Source organism: Pseudomonas sp. Bc-h (assembly GCF_002080045.1).
GTDB lineage: Bacteria > Pseudomonadota > Gammaproteobacteria > Pseudomonadales > Pseudomonadaceae > Aquipseudomonas.
This window is the reverse complement of sequence record NZ_MUIN01000001.1, coordinates 297434-314103: the sequence shown is the minus strand read 5'-3', so window position 1 is coordinate 314103 and position 16670 is coordinate 297434. Positions and strand designations below refer to the sequence as shown.

General features: G+C 59.9%; 15 protein-coding genes and 1 riboswitch. Of the genes, 2 read left to right on the top strand and 13 right to left on the bottom strand.

Annotated features, from left to right (window positions below; translation table 11 throughout):
- Nucleotides 1-94 precede the first annotated feature (94 nt).
- Nucleotides 95-1624, top strand: a complete 1530-nt coding sequence (locus tag BWR59_RS01335; RefSeq protein ID WP_081563851.1) for a HAMP domain-containing protein — start codon at nt 95-97, stop codon at nt 1622-1624.
- Nucleotides 1625-1838: 214 nt separating this feature from the next.
- On the opposite strand, the gene BWR59_RS01330 is transcribed toward BWR59_RS01335, so the two are convergent.
- From BWR59_RS01330 to BWR59_RS01280, 11 genes are all read right to left on the bottom strand, one after another.
- A complete protein-coding gene (locus BWR59_RS01330) occupies nt 1839-2546 on the bottom strand; it encodes a PqiC family protein (RefSeq protein WP_081563850.1) in 708 nt (235 codons plus the stop codon).
- 181 nt (nt 2547-2727) lie between these two features.
- The gene (gene parC / locus BWR59_RS01325) at nt 2728-4986 is read right to left on the bottom strand and encodes a DNA topoisomerase IV subunit A (protein ID WP_081563849.1); all 2259 of its coding nucleotides are present in this window, start codon (nt 4984-4986) and stop codon (nt 2728-2730) included.
- Between the two features lie 10 nt (nt 4987-4996).
- The gene (locus BWR59_RS01320; protein WP_081563848.1) at nt 4997-5518 is read right to left on the bottom strand and encodes a TIGR02281 family clan AA aspartic protease; all 522 of its coding nucleotides are present in this window, start codon (nt 5516-5518) and stop codon (nt 4997-4999) included.
- A complete protein-coding gene (locus tag BWR59_RS01315) occupies nt 5515-6495 on the bottom strand; it encodes an esterase-like activity of phytase family protein (protein WP_081563847.1) in 981 nt (326 codons plus the stop codon). Before BWR59_RS01315 ends, BWR59_RS01320 begins: the two co-directional genes overlap by 4 nt.
- Nucleotides 6492-8396: a DNA topoisomerase IV subunit B gene (gene parE, locus BWR59_RS01310; protein ID WP_081563846.1), complete on the bottom strand. Its 1905-nt coding sequence runs from the start codon at nt 8394-8396 to the stop codon at nt 6492-6494. Before parE ends, BWR59_RS01315 begins: the two co-directional genes overlap by 4 nt.
- An 88-nt stretch (nt 8397-8484) precedes the next feature.
- The gene (locus BWR59_RS01305; protein WP_230981935.1) at nt 8485-9051 is read right to left on the bottom strand and encodes a YqiA/YcfP family alpha/beta fold hydrolase; all 567 of its coding nucleotides are present in this window, start codon (nt 9049-9051) and stop codon (nt 8485-8487) included.
- A 192-nt stretch (nt 9052-9243) separates the two neighbouring features.
- Nucleotides 9244-10053, bottom strand: coding sequence for a 3',5'-cyclic-AMP phosphodiesterase (gene cpdA, locus BWR59_RS01300; protein WP_081563844.1), 810 nt, complete (start codon nt 10051-10053; stop codon nt 9244-9246).
- A 107-nt stretch (nt 10054-10160) separates the two neighbouring features.
- Nucleotides 10161-10508 (bottom strand): hypothetical protein, encoded by a 348-nt coding sequence (locus tag BWR59_RS01295; RefSeq protein ID WP_081563843.1) that lies wholly within the window; start codon nt 10506-10508, stop codon nt 10161-10163.
- 2 nt (nt 10509-10510) lie between these two features.
- Complete coding sequence (locus tag BWR59_RS01290) at nt 10511-10918, bottom strand: hypothetical protein (protein ID WP_081563842.1); 408 nt, start codon at nt 10916-10918, stop codon at nt 10511-10513.
- A 140-nt stretch (nt 10919-11058) separates the two neighbouring features.
- The gene (locus tag BWR59_RS01285) at nt 11059-11511 is read right to left on the bottom strand and encodes a DUF1249 domain-containing protein (protein ID WP_081563841.1); all 453 of its coding nucleotides are present in this window, start codon (nt 11509-11511) and stop codon (nt 11059-11061) included.
- Complete coding sequence (locus BWR59_RS01280) at nt 11502-12119, bottom strand: NUDIX domain-containing protein (RefSeq protein WP_081563840.1); 618 nt, start codon at nt 12117-12119, stop codon at nt 11502-11504. The genes BWR59_RS01285 and BWR59_RS01280 overlap by 10 nt, the downstream gene beginning before the upstream one ends.
- 220 nt (nt 12120-12339) lie before the next feature.
- On the opposite strand from BWR59_RS01280, the gene BWR59_RS01275 reads away from it, so the two are divergent.
- Nucleotides 12340-13086, top strand: a complete 747-nt coding sequence (locus BWR59_RS01275; RefSeq protein WP_081563839.1) for an RsiV family protein — start codon at nt 12340-12342, stop codon at nt 13084-13086.
- Here BWR59_RS01275 and cytX read toward each other — a convergent pair.
- The gene (gene cytX, locus BWR59_RS01270; protein WP_081563838.1) at nt 13055-14344 is read right to left on the bottom strand and encodes a putative hydroxymethylpyrimidine transporter CytX; all 1290 of its coding nucleotides are present in this window, start codon (nt 14342-14344) and stop codon (nt 13055-13057) included. The two genes, BWR59_RS01275 and cytX, sit on opposite strands and share 32 nt — an antisense overlap.
- A gap of 100 nt (nt 14345-14444) precedes the next feature.
- Nucleotides 14445-16331 carry a phosphomethylpyrimidine synthase ThiC gene (gene thiC, locus BWR59_RS01265; protein WP_081563837.1) on the bottom strand — a complete coding sequence of 629 codons (1887 nt, stop codon included), beginning with the start codon at nt 16329-16331 and terminating at the stop codon, nt 14445-14447.
- A 170-nt stretch (nt 16332-16501) separates the two neighbouring features.
- Nucleotides 16502-16606: riboswitch (TPP riboswitch) on the bottom strand.
- Nucleotides 16607-16670 lie beyond the last annotated feature (64 nt).

Here is a 16670-nt window from a genome sequence, read left to right as displayed (position 1 = left end):
TCACTTTCAGTGACCGCCGGGCACAGCGAGCGCTTTGCCGCTACTGGGTCGCTCGCTATACTGCGCCCCAACTTCTCCAAGAGAGCCGTGCTCAGTGAACCGGCCCACGCCAGTAAAAACCGATAATTTCTTCTTGCTGATCTTCCGGGCATTGCGTCATCGACGTGTACCGATTGCTTTGCGCATCGCCAGCCACAACGTGATCCTCGTCGCGCTGGCTCTGGTGATCTACGCCTGCGTGATGGGCTTGCAGTTCAAGCAAGCCATGCACGAACAGGCGGACGCATTGGGGCAGGCCCTGACCACTCAAACCGCGACCTCCGCCACGGAGCTGCTGGTGTCCAACGACATCCTCAGCCTCAACGTGCTGCTGGGCAATCTGGTGAAGAACCCGCTGGTCGCCCACGCAGCTATTTATAGCCCCGACAACCGGATTCTCGCCGAGGCAGGCCAGCGCCCGAAAAACGGGTTGCTGGGCGAGGCCGAAGGGCTCTACGAGATCAAGGTCACCTTTCAGGATACCGTCGCAGGTACGCTGCGCATCAGCCTGGACATGTCCCAGTTCCAACAACCGCTGACCATCAGCCTGCAAAGCATGGGCATTCTGGCGGGAATCCTGCTGGCACTGGCGCTGGCTCTGAGCCTGCGTCTTGGGCGGCACATCTCGACGCCGATGCTGCAATTGCGCATGTGGCTGCGCTACATCGACCCATACACCCCGGCCACCGATCGTCAGGACGAGATTGGCGACCTGGCTCGTCAGCTGAAGGCCTCCTATGCGCCGCCAGAGCCTGAGCCGGAACCTGTTCCGGAGCCAGAACATGTCGAGGATGAAGACGATACTTCGCCAGAGTTCGACGCCAGCGATCTGGGCGATCCGGAGTTCGACGACGCACCCAAGCCCCGTGCAACCGCGATTCCCGCGCGACGCATCGTTGCCGAAGAAGATGAAGACGACGAGGAAGACCCGTTCGCCGATCTGCGCGACGAATCGCCTGTCGCGCAGAAGCCCGCGCCGCGCCCGATTCTGCCTGCCGTGCCTTCGCAACCGCAGTACAGCGCGGTTCTGGCTGTGCAACTGGGCTCACAAGAGCAGCTGCGTCGCTTGCCCCGCACTCGACTGACCGAGTTGCTGGAGCGTTACCGCGACTGCATCGACCAGGCTGCATCGCTGTACGACAGCGAACTGCACACCCTGAACGATGGCAGTTCACTGATGGTGTTCAGCACCCAGGACAGCGGTGACGACTATCTGACCAACGCCATCTGCTGCGGCGAACTGCTGCGCGCCCTGAGCCATGCCTTGCAGATTGAAGTCGCTGACAGCGGCATCACCCTGCAATTGCAGTTGGGTCTGACCTTGGGTGAAGGCCTGCACGGCATGAACCAGATCGACCTGCTGCTGACCGAAACCGCTCAGGACGCCCTGGCACTGTCGCAACACAGCCGCAACCTGCTGCTGGTTGAGCGCAAGATCAGCGAAGACCACACCATTCGTCAGCGCGCCCGTATTCGCCCGATTGCCAGCCCTGAAGGCGCCAGCTGCGTAGAGCGCCTGATGGAGCCCTACCCGTCGATGCTGGAACGCCAGCTGGCGCGCATGCATGAGGCGCGTAAGGTCTAGCGGGGATTGCGGGAGATCAAAGACCTGTGGGAGGGAGCGAAGCTCGCGATGGGCTAGCCCAGACATCGTAACGTTGACTGGCCCAGCGTAATCGCGAGCTTCGCTCCCTCCCACAGATGTTCGGCAACGCGCAGATATGCATTGCCGCCACCACCCAGACAACGCCCACAAAAAAGCCCGCATCGCTGCGGGCTTTTTGTTTTTGCGCCTACCTTCAGAAGCGGAACACTTCAAGATCGGTGCGGATCGGGGACGCCATCGGGATCTTTGGCTTGTCCTGATCGGTGCGGGTCTTGGCGGGTTGAGCGGCCTTTTTAGGCTCTTCAGCCACCAGAGGCTGGCTTGCAACCGGTTTCACCGCAGCGCTCAACTGATCGGCCAGACGCTGCAACAGCACCCCCTGAGCCTTGACCTGAGCGGCAGAAGTGCCTGCATGCGGCTCCTCAAGGTGGATCAGCTTGCTGTCGCGTACAGTGCCGCGACGGTCCAGCAGACGCCATTGTGCATCGAGCACCGCTGGCTGGTTTTCACCGGAATCCAGACGAGTAATCGACAACACCACCTGTACATCCGGGCTGAAGTTCGCTGCCGCTGGCGCCATTACGACGCGTTGGCTATCGAGCTTCCACGCCAGTTGGCGCAGCAGCAGTTGGTCGATGTCTGCAGACAGGCTGCCCGCCCAACGACCGTCCGTCGACGCAGTCAGGCTGCCGTCAGCTTGACGCTGCAGTAATGTCTCCCGCTGCAAGTAGTCTGCAACGGAAACCGGACCCAGCAATACAGCGACTCCGGCACTTTGTTTCGGTTGCCCAGGATCGCCACTGTCCAGTTGGTAGAGCGATGTGGGTTGATGAACGCTGCACCCGGCCAAACCCAGAACGCCGGTCAACAACAGAACAAAAGGAACGCGTAGAAAATTCATCATTCCGTCCAAGTGGTCGCCGCACGGCGCACCACAATGTCAAAGACTCAAGAAAACATGAAGGCACTCAGCCACGCCCGCACCTCAAGACGACATATCATCCGTGAATATGCGCAATGACTCCAGCGATTCTGCGTCGATCTTCGTGACGAAACGAAGATCGACCGCTGAAATCTTGGTTTTAAGTAGCGCTTTCCACCAACAGTGCGTCTACGCGTTGAAAGCCCCGTGGTAGCTTATTGCCACGCCTGCCACGCTCACCTTTATAGTGCTCAAGGTCGTCCGGCTTAAGAGACAGCGTACGCTTGCCCGCCTGGAGCACCAAGGTGGCCCCCTCGGGAATCACTGCCAAATCGGTCACATATTCCTCACGACTGGCCACGCGCTCGCCCGGAATACCGATGATCTTGTTGCCCTTGCCTTTGCCCAGTTGCGGGAGGTCGCTGATCTTGAACACAAGCAGACGCCCTTCAGTGGTCACGGCAGCCAGCCAGTTGTGCTCACGGTCTGGCACCGGACGCGGCAGGATGACTTTGGCGCCGGACGGCAGGCTCAACAGCGCCTTACCCGCCTTGTTCTTGGCCTGCAGGTCTTCACCCTTCACCACGAAGCCATAACCGGCGTCCGAAGCAATGACGTACAGGGCGTCGTCGTCCGGCAGCAACACGCATTCGAAGGTTGCGGCAGGCGGAGGTGTCAGACGGCCGGTCAACGGATCGCCCTGCCCCCGCGCCGACGGCAGAGTGTGCGCTGCCAGCGAGTAACTGCGCCCGGTGGAGTCTATAAACACTGCGAACTGGTTGGAACGACCCGCCGCAGCCGCCTTGAAGCCATCGCCGGCTTTGTAGGAAAGCCCGGTTGCGTCGATATCGTGGCCTTTGGCACAACGCACCCAGCCTTTTTCCGACAACACGACGGTCACCGGCTCAGTCGGCATCAGTTCGTTTTCTGACAATGCCTTGGCTTCAGCACGTTCGACGATGGGCGAACGGCGGTCATCGCCGTAGGTTTCGGCGTCGGCGATCAGCTCGGAACGGACCAGCTTGCGCAACTTGGTCTCGCTGCCCAGCAGGGCCAGCAGCTTGGCCTGTTCTTTGAGCAGTTCAGCCTGCTCGCCGCGCAGCTTCATCTCTTCCAGACGCGCCAACTGACGCAGGCGAGTATCGAGGATGTAGTCGGCTTGAATCTCGGAGAGTTCGAAACGCGCGATCAGCTCGGCTTTCGGGTGCTCGGCGGTGCGGATGATGTGGATCACTTCATCCAGGTTCAGGTACGCCGTGAGCAAACCGTCCAACAGGTGCAGACGACGCTCGACCTTGTCCAGACGGAACTGCAGGCGCCGGCGCACTGTGGTGATGCGGAACTGCAGCCATTCGGACAGCAGCGCCTTGAGGTTCTTCAGCTGCGGCTTGCCATCCAGGCCGATGATGTTGATGTTCACCCGGTAGCTGGATTCCAGCTCGGTGGTGGCGAACAGGTGCTGCATCAGCTCTTCGGGATCGACGCGGTTGGAGCGCGGGATGATCACGATGCGGCAAGGGTGCTCGTGGTCCGATTCGTCGCGCAGGTCGGCAACCATCGGCAGCTTCTTGGCCTGCATCTGCCCGGCGATCTGCTCCAGCACCTTGGCCCCGGAAACTTGATGCGGCAGCGCGGTGACCACGATATCGCCATCTTCAACGCGATACACGGCGCGCATGCGCACCGAACCACGGCCGGTTTCGTAGATTTTCAGCAGATCGGCGCGCGGGGTGATGATTTCTGCTTCGGTCGGATAATCCGGCCCCTGAATATGCTCGCAGAGCTGCTCGATGGTGGATTTCGGCTCGTCCAGCAGGCGCACGCAAGCCGACGCGACCTCCCGCAGGTTGTGCGGCGGAACGTCGGTGGCCATGCCTACGGCGATACCGGTCGTGCCGTTGAGCAGGATATTCGGCAAACGAGCCGGCAAAACCGCAGGCTCATCCAGGGTGCCATCGAAGTTCGGTACCCAATCCGCAGTGCCCTGGCCCAGCTCGGTGAGCAGCACTTCGGAATAACGCGACAACCGCGCTTCGGTGTAACGCATGGCCGCGAAGGACTTGGGATCGTCCGGCGCACCCCAGTTGCCCTGGCCGTCCACCAGTGTGTAGCGGTAGCTGAACGACTGCGCCATGAGCACCATGGCTTCGTAGCAGGCCGAGTCGCCGTGGGGGTGGAACTTGCCGAGCACGTCACCGACGGTACGTGCCGACTTCTTGTGCTTGGCGTCGGCGTCCAGGCCCAACTCGCTCATGGCGTAGATTATGCGCCGCTGTACAGGCTTCAGGCCGTCGCCGATATGCGGCAAGGCACGGTCCATGATCACGTACATGGAGTAGTTGAGATAGGCCTGTTCGGTGAAGTCAGCCAGTGACCGGCGTTCTACACCGTCCAGGCTGAGGTCAAGGGAGTCGCTCATGCGGGCCTCATCATTTTGTCGTCTGACGCAGCAGCAATGTGCCGCCGCGCTGGGTGAATTCGAGTTGTTTGATGGCGCTCATACCCAGCAGCACCTGATCGCCGTCCAGACCGGGCACCACCAGGGCGCGCACGTTGTTCAGGACGATATCGCCGATTTGCAGCCGCTCCAGCGTGGTCCTGAAAGCCTCGGTGCGGCCATTGGCCGTGCTCACCTGAACCCTGGCACCGCGCTCAAGACGCAGTTTTTCTGCCACCCCGTCGGGAATCGCGACATTGGTCGCGCCCGTGTCGAGCATGAACTGTACCGGGCGAGCATTGATTTGCCCTGTCATGACGAAATGCCCCTGACGATTGCTCACCAGTTGCGCCTCGACAAAACCGTCACCGTGTTCGGAGGTGACAGTGGTATTCGGGTTTTCCTGACGCTGCTCCCAGTCACCAAAAAACCGCGTCGCCAGAAACAGCGCCGCGGCCCAGGCAATGATCAACATCAGGCGCCCGGCGCGCTTGCCGGGAGGTGCCTGAGTCAAGGCTTGGCGCTCCAGCCACCTTCAGGCGCCGCGAAGCGCCAAACGATGGGGCGTTTTTCGCCATCGGCGCGAACACCGAAGTTGTTGTCAGTCCCGACCCAGGCGCCCGTCTCGTCGACGATCAGCGCTTCGGTCAGGCCGTATTTCTGGTCGTAGAGCCGATTGGGTTGCAGAGCTTCCTTTGCAAACGACCAGCAGGCTTCCAGTTGACCGGTTTCCAGTGTGCGTCGGCAGATCCGGTACGCCGCGCGCTCAAGGGTGAATAGCTTGCCCTTGTACAGCGAGATGTCGGAAAAGTCTTTTGCGACGGACTTGCCACCCAGCTGCGGCGGCAACACGTCAGTCCCGGACTCCACTCGCAGGATGCAACTGGCATCGCAGGCCCAGCCATCCTTGCCCAGGTGCGCCGTTAACAGGCCGCGTTTCTCGCGCTCGGCAGCCAGCCATAATTTATCGCCCGCAGGGCTCACGGCGATGCCTTCGAAGATCGCATTGAAGTGCTGAAGCATGCCCGCCGACTGAGCCTCTGGTACCAGCTTCTTTGGCAGATCGAGCCAGACCGGCGCGCCATCGACCGGCACCTTCAGCACCGTGGCGTAGGCTTCGCTGACCAGATAACGATTGCCGGCCGCGTCGCAGCTCACGCCCTCGAAATCCAGATCACCGCCACGAATCAGCGCCGAAGCCTTGGCCATGCCACGCAAGGTCGCCGACAACCCACTGTCGGGAATCGGCGGAATTTCCAGCACCTGCGCCCGGGCTTTCCAGACCGTGGCCGTGGTATCCAGGCTGTATAACAGCGTGTCGTCGCGGTCGGAGACCGTCCACAACACACCGTTGCAGGACGCCAGGCCCGAGAGGTTGCCGCCGATCATGTCGTCGACCGGGTGTTCGGACAGCAGCTTGAGCTCCGGCAGCGGCGCGGCGAATAGTGGAGTGGCGGTCAGCAACAGGGCTGCCAGCCAACCTCGCCTCAAACCAGCACCTCGGCCAGGTTGCCCTTGGATTCCAGCCAGGTCTTGCGGTCGCCCGCGCGCTTCTTGGCCAGCAGCATGTCCATCATTTCAGAGGTCGCTTCGAAATCGTCCAGTGTCAGTTGGACAAGACGACGGGTGTTCGGGTCCATCGTGGTTTCGCGCAACTGCGGTGGGTTCATCTCGCCCAGACCCTTGAATCGTGTGACCTGTGGCTTGCCGCGCTTTTTCTCGGCGACCAGACGATCAAGAATCCCATCACGCTCGGCTTCGTCCAGAGCGTAGTAGATTTCCTTCCCCAGATCGATCCGGTACAGCGGCGGCATCGCGACGTAAACGTGACCGGCGTCGACCAGCGGGCGGAAATGCTGGACGAACAAGGCGCATAGCAAGGTGGCGATGTGCAGGCCGTCGGAGTCGGCGTCGGCGAGGATGCAGATCTTGCCGTAGCGCAGTTGGGTCATGTCGGCTGCGCCGGGATCGACACCGATGGCGACCGCGATGTTGTGTACTTCCTGGCTGGCAAGCACTTCGCCGCCGTCGACTTCCCAGGTGTTCAGGATTTTCCCGCGCAACGGCAGGATGGCCTGGAATTCCTTGTCACGGGCTTGTTTGGCGGAGCCACCGGCAGAGTCACCTTCGACCAGAAACAGCTCGGCGCGCATCGGGTCCTGACCGGCGCAGTCCGCCAGTTTGCCCGGCAGCGCAGGCCCTTGCGTGATGCGTTTACGCTCGACTTTCTTGCTGGCCTTGAGCCGACGGCCCGCGTTGTTGATCGCCAGTTCGGCCAGTTGCATGCCCATTTCAGGGTGCGCATTGAGCCATAGGCTGAAGGCGTCCTTGACCACCCCGGACACGAATGCCGCCGCTTCACGGGACGACAGCCGCTCCTTGGTCTGGCCGGAGAACTGCGGCTCCTGCATTTTCATCGACAGGACGAACGCAATGCGCTCCCAGACATCCTCTGGTGCCAGCTTCACGCCGCGCGGCAGCAGGTTGCGGAATTCGCAGAACTCGCGCATCGCATCGAGCAGACCTTGGCGCAGGCCGTTGACGTGGGTGCCGCCCTGGGCTGTCGGAATCAGGTTGACGTAACTTTCCTGAACGCTGTCACCACCTTCCGGCAGCCACAACAGCGCCCAGTCGACCGCCTCTTTGTTGCCCGCAAAGGCACCGCAGAACGGCTCGTCCGGCAGGCGAAGGAAGTCAGTGACGGAGTCTTGCAGATACGAGCGCAGGCCGTCTTCGTAATGCCACTCGACCTTTTCGCCGGTGCTCTTGTCTTCGAAGCTGACCAGCAGGCCCGGGCACAGAACAGCCTTGGCCTTCAGCACATGCTTGAGGCGGCTGACAGAAAACTTGGGGCTGTCGAAGTACTTTGGGTCCGGCGCGAAGTACACGCTGGTGCCAGTATTGCGTTTGCCCACGGTGCCAACGACGGCCAGTTCGGTCACCTTGAAACCGTCGGCGAAGGTCATTTCATATTCGTTGCCATCGCGCTTGACCCGTACTCTGACCTGGGTCGAGAGCGCGTTGACCACGGAAATCCCCACACCGTGCAGACCACCGGAGAACTGGTAGTTCTTGTTCGAGAACTTGCCGCCCGCGTGCAGCTTGGTAAGGATCAGCTCGACACCCGAGACGCCCTCTTCCGGGTGAATGTCCACCGGCATGCCGCGGCCGTCGTCGGCCACTTCAAGGGAGTTGTCGGCGTGAAGGATTACCTGCACCGACCTGGCGTGACCGGCCAGGGCTTCGTCGACGCTGTTGTCGATGACTTCCTGGGCGAGGTGGTTCGGCCGCGTGGTGTCGGTGTACATGCCCGGCCGCTTGCGGACCGGGTCGAGGCCCGAGAGGACTTCGATGGCGTCTGCGTTATAAGAGCTAGCGCTGGGATTGGCCATGGGGTCTCGTCATCAAGTCGTTCATGAAATTTCGGAGTGACACTGTTCTACATGTTTGTTTCAGCAAAAGCTTCGACCGCGCGCAGGCTCAAAGCCCCGACAGGTCGATTGCCTGCAGCAATTCCGGCGCAAAGCCGGCATAGCTCAGCAAGGCTGGCAGTCGGGAGGTAAAGCCCTGAAAACTGTGATCGCCACCGGCTTCGATGCGCAACGCGCAAGCCCGATAGAATGTCTGGGCGCGCCGGTAATCCAGCGTCTCGTCCCCTGTTTGCAGCCACACCTGGATACGCTGCGGATCCTGCGGCGCGGGCACTTCGAGTTCAGCCAGCGCAGCCACATGATCGTGAGTCAGTTCCCAGCTTTCACCGGTGTACAGGTTCTGTTGGGTGCCCAGATAACCGTCGAACAGCTGGTGCGGATTGACCGCCGGGTTGATCAGCACGGCCTTGAGACCATGACGCTCAGCCAAGTGTGTCGCATAGTAGCCGCCGAGTGAGCTGCCGACCAGTAATGGCCGCCCGCCCAGCGCTTCGATGGCAGCTTCAAGCTGCAGCAGCGCCTGACGCGGGTGATGATGCAGTTCCGGTACTCGTAATTGCTCACTCAACCCAAGACTGTTCATCAAATCAGTCAGCTGAGTGGCTTTCTTCGACATCGCCGAGCTGTTCAGGCCATGTATATAAAGAAGGGTCGAGTGATCCGGGTTCACGTGGTTGCCTCCAGGAGCGGCGATTCGGTACGTCCCTGCGGAAGTCGACTCCCACAGCGGCAAAGCCACGCAGTTTACAGGGACAACTGCGCGAAGACTCGTTTGCTGATGATTTACCGCGAAATCAGGAGATTTCCTTCAATAACCGGCGCCGCTGAGGTCGACCTCGAACAGATCTGCGGCCACCCGCGAAACCCCGGTTTCAAGCTGGCCATCGTCATGCAGGCGCAACCAGCGATAACCCGGCGCCAGGGCATCCAGAGCGAAGTCTTCGCTGTTGGGCGCGAACTGGATACAGGTCGAGGGCGATGCCATCAATCGCAAGCCATCGCGGGTCTGATCGAAGTCCTGATGCACATGCCCCCACAGCAACGCTTTGGCTTGGGGAAAACGCTCCAGCACGGAGAACAGCGCTTCAGGGTTGCGCAGCCCGATCGGCTCCATCCATGCCGCGCCGATAGGTACCGGGTGATGGTGCAGACAGATCAAATGATGGCGTTGCGGCGCTTCGCTCAAGGCTTGGGCGAGCAGTTGCAGTTGTTTGTCTTCAAGATAGCCGGGAACTGAGCCCGGAACCGCAGAATCCAGCATCGTGATGCGCCAGTTGCCAACGTCTACCACGGGCTCCAGATAGTCGCTCTGCTGGGCGGCAATCGCCATTTCGCGCAGTTCGTCGTGATTGCCCGGCAACCAGCGCTTGGGCGCGTCGAGTCGCTCACTCGATTCGCGAAACGCCTGATAGGACTCCACCGATCCGTCCTGCGACAAATCCCCCGTCGCCAGAATCAGATCGATATCCGGCTGCTCCGCCAGCACCAGATCGACCACCGCATTCAGGCTGTCGCGCGTCGTCATGCCCAGCAGCTTGCCGTCCGCCTCGGCGAACAGATGACTGTCGGACAGTTGCACCAACAGAACGGAGGACGAGTTTAAGGATGCGCTCGGCAATGGCCATCTCCTTGAGCAGATATGGCCGGATTATGGTGTCTGAGTGATCGTTGGGCAAACATGGAAATGCGCTTCAGGTCTCAGTACAGGCTTTCAACGCATTCATCTCAGCACCGGAGTCGCGACTTGAAATATTTATCAAGATGGTAACCCCCCAGTAAACAGCCGGCACCAGCACTCAGCAGCAGCCATGGAAGAGCTTTTTCGTATCCAGTTTCCGGGAACACGAACGCGAGCGTCAGCGGCATAGAAAGCCCGGCCAACAGCCCGACCATCCCTCCGACAAGCCAGCCCCACGAGGTAAAACGCGCCAAATACCCACCAATCACAGCACTCACGCCAAGCACAACCCAGTAAATTGTCCCTTGGACAAGCAGGCCGTGCGCTACCGCAAGATCAAGAGCAAACCAGATGATCGCTCCAAGCAAAGAGGTACAGGAAAGAACTTTAAACACGCTCACCGCCACCTGACCGGGCAATTACTCAAAATCGATTCACGCGAGCCACCTGCAGAAAAAAGCTCTTCGACATAACTGACGCAGTTGTTTGGAATACCAAACCAATGCCAGGGTTTGATGCTCAGTTCCTCTAGCTTTTTCTGCGCCCCGTCCGGGTCAGGGAGATAGACCCGCCGACTGAACAGCTCGGTTTTGTTCGCTTCAGCGAGGTACCGTCTGTAACCCTCCTGACTCATGTAGTACGGTCTTGCTACCAGACCCGCAATATGAAAGTAATAGAAGCCTGCCTTGATCAATGCATGACCACATACATTCGGCCCATCTCCACTGACGACAACCAATGACACGTTATGCCACCCAAAGGGGATGGCTCTGCAGGTGTCGAGATGGATCCCTAGATAGCTCATGCTTTCATCCTGAAGGTTTAGTCGGGGAAACCTAGCCTTAGAAAAAGAGCGATGAAAGCGAAACCGGTCCTATCAGCCGATTTTCAGAAAGAGCCTTCAGAGATGTCTTACGCATCAAGCTCATTACGCCGATGCGCGCTTCAGCGAACCGCCTCGAACTCATGCCCGCACGCCAGGCAATGACTGAGCCATTCGCCGAGGAACAGGTTGAGTTGAGCCTTTTCGTCCGGCTGGTGCATGTCGGCATTGGGATAGGGGTAGATGCCTCGGAAACGCCGCGCGTGTTCGGCGCCGATGACTTCGGCCATACGTGCGTCGTGGTAGACCTGCACTTCCAGAACAGGCACCGGCAACCACGGCAGGCTGTGTTCCTGACGGACCAGCAAAGTGGAGGTGTAAGGGCAATTCTGGACGACCTCGACCGCCAGAACGCCCAGCATTTGATCGCCCTGGGTGACGGCCACCCGGCGAGAACGTTGTTCATTGCGCATGTCAGGTAACAGACGCATCAAGCGCGCGTAGTTGGCCTCGCAGGCTGCTTGCAGCCCGGCAAGGTCGACACGGTAGCGCTCGCGCAGAAGATTCACGACCACAGCCCCATGATTTCGGCGCGATTCAGCGCCAGCCACTGTATTGCGATGATAGTTGCCGCGTTGACGATGCGTCCGTCTTTTACGGCTTGCATCGCGTCATCGAACGACCAGACCGACACACGGATGTCCTCGGCCTCTTCTTCCAGCCCATGAACCCCACCAGCCCCCTCGCTCTCGCATTTGCCCAGATACAAATGAACGAATTCGTTACTGCCACCAGGCGACGGAAAGTATTTGGTGATCGGCCACAATGCGCTGAAGACAAGCTCAGCTTCCTCCTCTCCTTCGCGGTGAGCAACCTCTTCAGGCTGCTCTTCTTTATCGATCAGCCCGGCGACCATTTCGATCAGCCATGGGTTGGGATGCTTACCGACCACGCCCACACGAAACTGCTCGATCAGCACCACTTCGTCACGCTTGGCATCGTAGGGCAGGACGCACACGGCGTCGTGGCGCACGAACAACTCGCGGTTGATCTCCGGCCCCATGCCGCCGTCGAACAGCTCATGGCGAAGCGTCAGACGGTCCAGCTGATAGAAACCCTTGAAGCAGGTATCGCGCCGAATGATCTCGTGCTTGGTGGGTGTCGATTTGTTCGAATCGGTCATAATTTTCTCACTGCAGAGCACTTGATCCTTTGCGCCATCCTAACGTGCCATTGCGCCGGATGCAGCCCCATGAATTGGCAAATCCGGCACTCAGGGTAGACGCCAGCTAGCCAAAGGCACTCTAATCCGCCCGATGGCGAACTGATTGCGCCCGACGCAGTCGAAGCCTGTTGCCGTTACCTCTCCGTGATGGCCCTTTATGCCAACGCCAAGGATCAACATGTCGTTTCTGAAGATCATTTCAATGGCCTGCCTGGCCCTGATACTGGGCGCCTGCCAGAGCTTTTTCCAGCCCAATTTTCGCAGTCCGCTGACCGTTCAGCGCGACGCTTCGGAGCTGATCAAACCGGGCTGCACCGCGGACGACTGTCCATTGGTGAACATCGATACGGTGCACTTCCCCGACGAGCCGAAGCTGGACGCCATCACTCAGCGCACCCTGCTGCAACTGACCCGCAGCGATACCGATGGTCCGGTGCCGCCAACGCTCAAAGACTATCAGGAGCAGTTCCTGAGCCGTGCCCAGCCGCGCAACAGCAGCTATTTGCAGGCCAAGGTACGCGAGCAGCATGACGGTATCGTGGTCGTGGAGTTGTCGAGTTATCTGGACACCGGCGGCGCCCACGGCAATCCCGGCCGAGCGTTCATCAATTATTCGCGTCAACAGCAACGCGTCCTGACGCTGAGCGACATGCTGGTGCCAGGACAGGAAGCGGCGTTCTGGGACAAGGCCGAAATGGCGCACAAGGCCTGGCAGATCAGCACCAAGCTGGACCAGGACACTGAGTTTCAGAAGATGTGGCCATTCAAGCGAACTTCCAACGTCGCCCTGACGTACGGTGCAGTGATTCTGAAATACCCGGTCACTACCATTGCACCCTACGCCATGGGCCACATCGAGCTGAAGATTCCCTACCCTCAGCTCAATGGCATCATCAAGCCGGAACTGTTCCCCGGCCGGAGCTGATCGCCTTACTCAACAGCAGCTGCAACACGCCAGCCACGATCAGCGCTGGTAGTGTTGCACCGACGTTCGGGTACAGATTGGCCAGCAGGTGGTAGGTGGAAATCCCGCCGAGCCAGGCCAGCAACGTCATCCAGCGCAGGCCTACCGTCGCGGCACCATGGCTACGACGACGCAGGATGAAGTGATCCACCAGCACCACGCCGAACAGCGGCGCGAACACCGAGCCGATCAGCAGCAGAAAGTTCTGGTATTGCGCCAATGGCGCGAAGCAGGCGATCAGGGTGCAGATGATGCCGATGGCCAACGCCAGATGCTCGACCTTGGCCTTCAACAGGATCCCGCTTGAAACCGCCGCCGAGTGAATGTCGGCGAAGGCGTTTTCCGACTCGTCCAGCAGGATAAGCAATAGTGGAATGCCCATCCCGGCTCCGGCCAGCGCCAGCAGCAGCGCGTTGGCCTCCCCGCTTGGCGCGAAGGCCAGGGTATAGGCGACGCCCAAGGTCATCAGCCAGAAATTTCCGATGAAGAAACCCAGCACGGTGCCACCGAGCACGCCGGTCGCCCGCTTGCCGAAACGCGAATAGTCGGCAATCAGCGGCAGCCACGAAAGCGGCATGGCGATGGCAATATCGAAGCCGACCGCAAACGGCAGCGAGCCATCTCCGGCCCGCGCCCACAAGGCCGACAGGTCGGCTTTGGCAAAAAGGTTCCAGGTGAGCCAGACGCAGGCGGCGAGCAACAGCCAGATACCCCATTTGCGTAGGATCTGCCGCACGAATGTGAGTGGACCACTGACCGCCAGCAAGGTGGCGAGCGCACCGAAGATCAGCGTCCAGAGCAGTGGATTGGCCCACAGGCTGGATTCGGAAAAAGCACCTGCGCCGAGCAGACTGGCCGCGTCGCGCATGACGATGATTTCGAACGAACCCCAGCCAACCAGTTGCAGCAAGTTGAGGATCGCGGGCACGGCAGCGCCATTGCTGCCCAGACTGAGTTTGAGCGCGGCCATGGATGACAGGCCGGTGTCGCTGCCGATCACACCGACAGCAGCGAGCAGCAAAACGCCCACCAGCGTGCCGAGGAAAATTGCCAGCATCGAACCGGACATGCCAAGACCGGGCGCCAGCAGAGCGCCGGTTTGCAAGACCATCAGGCCGATGCCGAGGGAGAACCACAAGGAAAACAGATCGCGACCGCCAAAGACCCGCTTTGCGGCGGGAACGGGGATGTCGGGTGAGTAGGTGCTGGGTGTGTTCACAAGGTGTGATCTCAGAGGAACGTTTGTTAGTTATTTGCACGCCGTGCCCTTGATGATCGTACTCACGCTCTGCGTGGGACGATCATCAAGGCCATACGGATCAAACCTTTTTGTACAGCTGACTGCCTTCCTGCTTGAACCGCTCTGCCTGCTCGCGCATACCCTCGGCCACCGAGATATCCACCGCTTCGATCTTTTGGTTGGCGGCGTACTCTCGGACTTCTTGCGTAATCTTCATCGAGCAGAATTTCGGTCCGCACATAGAGCAAAAGTGCGCGACCTTGGCTGAGTCCTTCGGCAGGGTTTCGTCGTGGTACGAACGCGCGGTGTCAGGGTCCAGACCGAGGTTGAACTGGTCCTCCCAGCGGAACTCGAAACGCGCCTTGCTCAATGCGTTGTCACGAATCTGCGCGCCCGGATGCCCTTTCGCCAAGTCAGCTGCGTGTGCGGCGATCTTGTAGGTAATGATCCCGGTCTTTACGTCGTCCTTGTTCGGCAGGCCCAAGTGTTCCTTGGGTGTCACGTAGCAAAGCATCGCGCAACCGAACCAGCCGATCATCGCCGCGCCGATGCCCGAAGTGATGTGGTCGTAACCCGGAGCGATGTCGGTGGTCAGCGGGCCGAGGGTGTAAAACGGCGCCTCGTCGCAGCACTCCAGCTGCTTGTCCATGTTCTCTTTGATCAACTGCATCGGCACGTGGCCGGGGCCTTCGATCATGCACTGCACGTCGTGCTTCCAGGCGATCTTGGTCAGCTCGCCGAGGGTTTCCAGTTCGCCGAATTGCGCTTCATCGTTGGCATCGGCAATCGAACCCGGACGCAGACCATCGCCCAGCGAGAAGCTGACGTCGTAGGCCTTCATGATTTCGCAGATTTCGTCGAAGTGGGTATAGAGGAAGTTTTCCTTGTGATGCGCCAGGCACCACTTGGCCATGATCGAACCGCCTCGGCTGACGATCCCGGTCACGCGTTTGGCAGTCAGCGGCACGTAGCGCAGCAGCACGCCAGCGTGAATGGTGAAGTAATCGACGCCCTGCTCCGCCTGTTCGATCAGGGTGTCGCGGAACAGCTCCCAGGTCAGGTCTTCGGCCACACCGCCGACTTTTTCCAGCGCCTGATAGATCGGCACGGTACCGATCGGCACCGGCGAGTTGCGGATGATCCATTCGCGGGTTTCATGAATGTGTTTGCCGGTGGACAGATCCATCACAGTGTCCGAACCCCAGCGAATACCCCAGGTCAGTTTCGCCACTTCTTCTTCGATGGATGAACCCAGCGCGCTGTTGCCGATGTTGCCGTTGATCTTCACTAGGAAGTTACGGCCGATGATCATCGGTTCCAGCTCGACGTGGTTGATGTTGGCCGGAATGATCGCGCGGCCCCGGGCGATTTCTTCGCGTACGAACTCAGGGGTGATTTCTGTCGGAATGCTCGCGCCGAAGCTGTGGCCGGCGTGCTGCTGCTTCAAAAGACCTGCAGCGCGGGCCTCTTGCAGCTTCATGTTCTCGCGGATGGCGACGTATTCCATCTCGGCGGTGATGATGCCCTGACGTGCGTAGTACATCTGGCTGACGTTGGCACCGGGCTTGGCCCGACGCGGATTGCGCACATGGGCGAAACGCAGTTTGGTCAGCTCGGCATCGGCGAGACGTTGCTGGCCGAAGTCAGAACTCAGGCCGTCGAGACGTTCGGTATCGCCACGGGACTCGATCCACGCCGAACGCACATCGCCCAGGCCTTTGCGCACGTCGATGATGACGTTGGGGTCGGTGTAGGGGCCCGAGGTGTCGTACACGCAAACCGGAGCGTTGATCTCTCCACCAAAGTCAGTCGGAGTAACGTCCAGGCTGATTTCGCGCATCGGCACGCGGATGTCCGGACGCGAGCCCTGAACGTAGATTTTCTGCGAGCGGGTGAACGGCTGAACCGACCCCGAATCGACCTGGGCTGACTCACTCAGATTGGCGTTTTTTAGTTTTGTACTCATCACGGGCTCTCCAGACATCATCCAGCGGCGGATTGAATTGTCGGAGCGTGAGCCTGATTCGAACGGACGGATGCACCCTGAGATGACACGGATGCTGAGGATCGAAAGACGAGGACTGTTCAGAATTTGAACAAAGACAACCCCGGACGACACTCAAGAGGACTCGCCGGGAGACGAGAAATCTTGTTCCCTACGCAGGCGCTAACCTGATCAGGTTCAACGGGATCCGGATTATCCGATCTCAGCCTCATATCAAGGCACCCCGACAAGAACGGCGTCAGTCTAGACGTGACGCATGCCAAACGCCAAGTGCGGAATTCAAACGCTCGTTAAATGGCT

Bases quoted from the DNA above. Each gene is read 5' to 3' on its own strand.
- BWR59_RS01330 (WP_081563850.1), bottom strand. From the start codon at position 2,546: ATGAATTTTCTACGCGTTCCTTTTGTTCTGTTGTTGACCGGCGTTCTG.
- parC (WP_081563849.1), bottom strand. From the start codon at position 4,986: ATGAGCGACTCCCTTGACCTCAGCCTGGACGGTGTAGAACGCCGGTCA.
- BWR59_RS01280 (WP_081563840.1), bottom strand. From the start codon at position 12,119: ATGACCGATTCGAACAAATCGACACCCACCAAGCACGAGATCATTCGG.
- thiC (WP_081563837.1), bottom strand. From the start codon at position 16,331: ATGAGTACAAAACTAAAAAACGCCAATCTGAGTGAGTCAGCCCAGGTC.
- BWR59_RS01305 (WP_230981935.1), bottom strand. From the start codon at position 9,051: ATGTCGAAGAAAGCCACTCAGCTGACTGATTTGATGAACAGTCTTGGG.
- BWR59_RS01275 (WP_081563839.1), top strand. From the start codon at position 12,340: ATGTCGTTTCTGAAGATCATTTCAATGGCCTGCCTGGCCCTGATACTG.
- BWR59_RS01290 (WP_081563842.1), bottom strand. From the start codon at position 10,918: ATGAGCTATCTAGGGATCCATCTCGACACCTGCAGAGCCATCCCCTTT.
- parE (WP_081563846.1), bottom strand. From the start codon at position 8,396: ATGGCCAATCCCAGCGCTAGCTCTTATAACGCAGACGCCATCGAAGTC.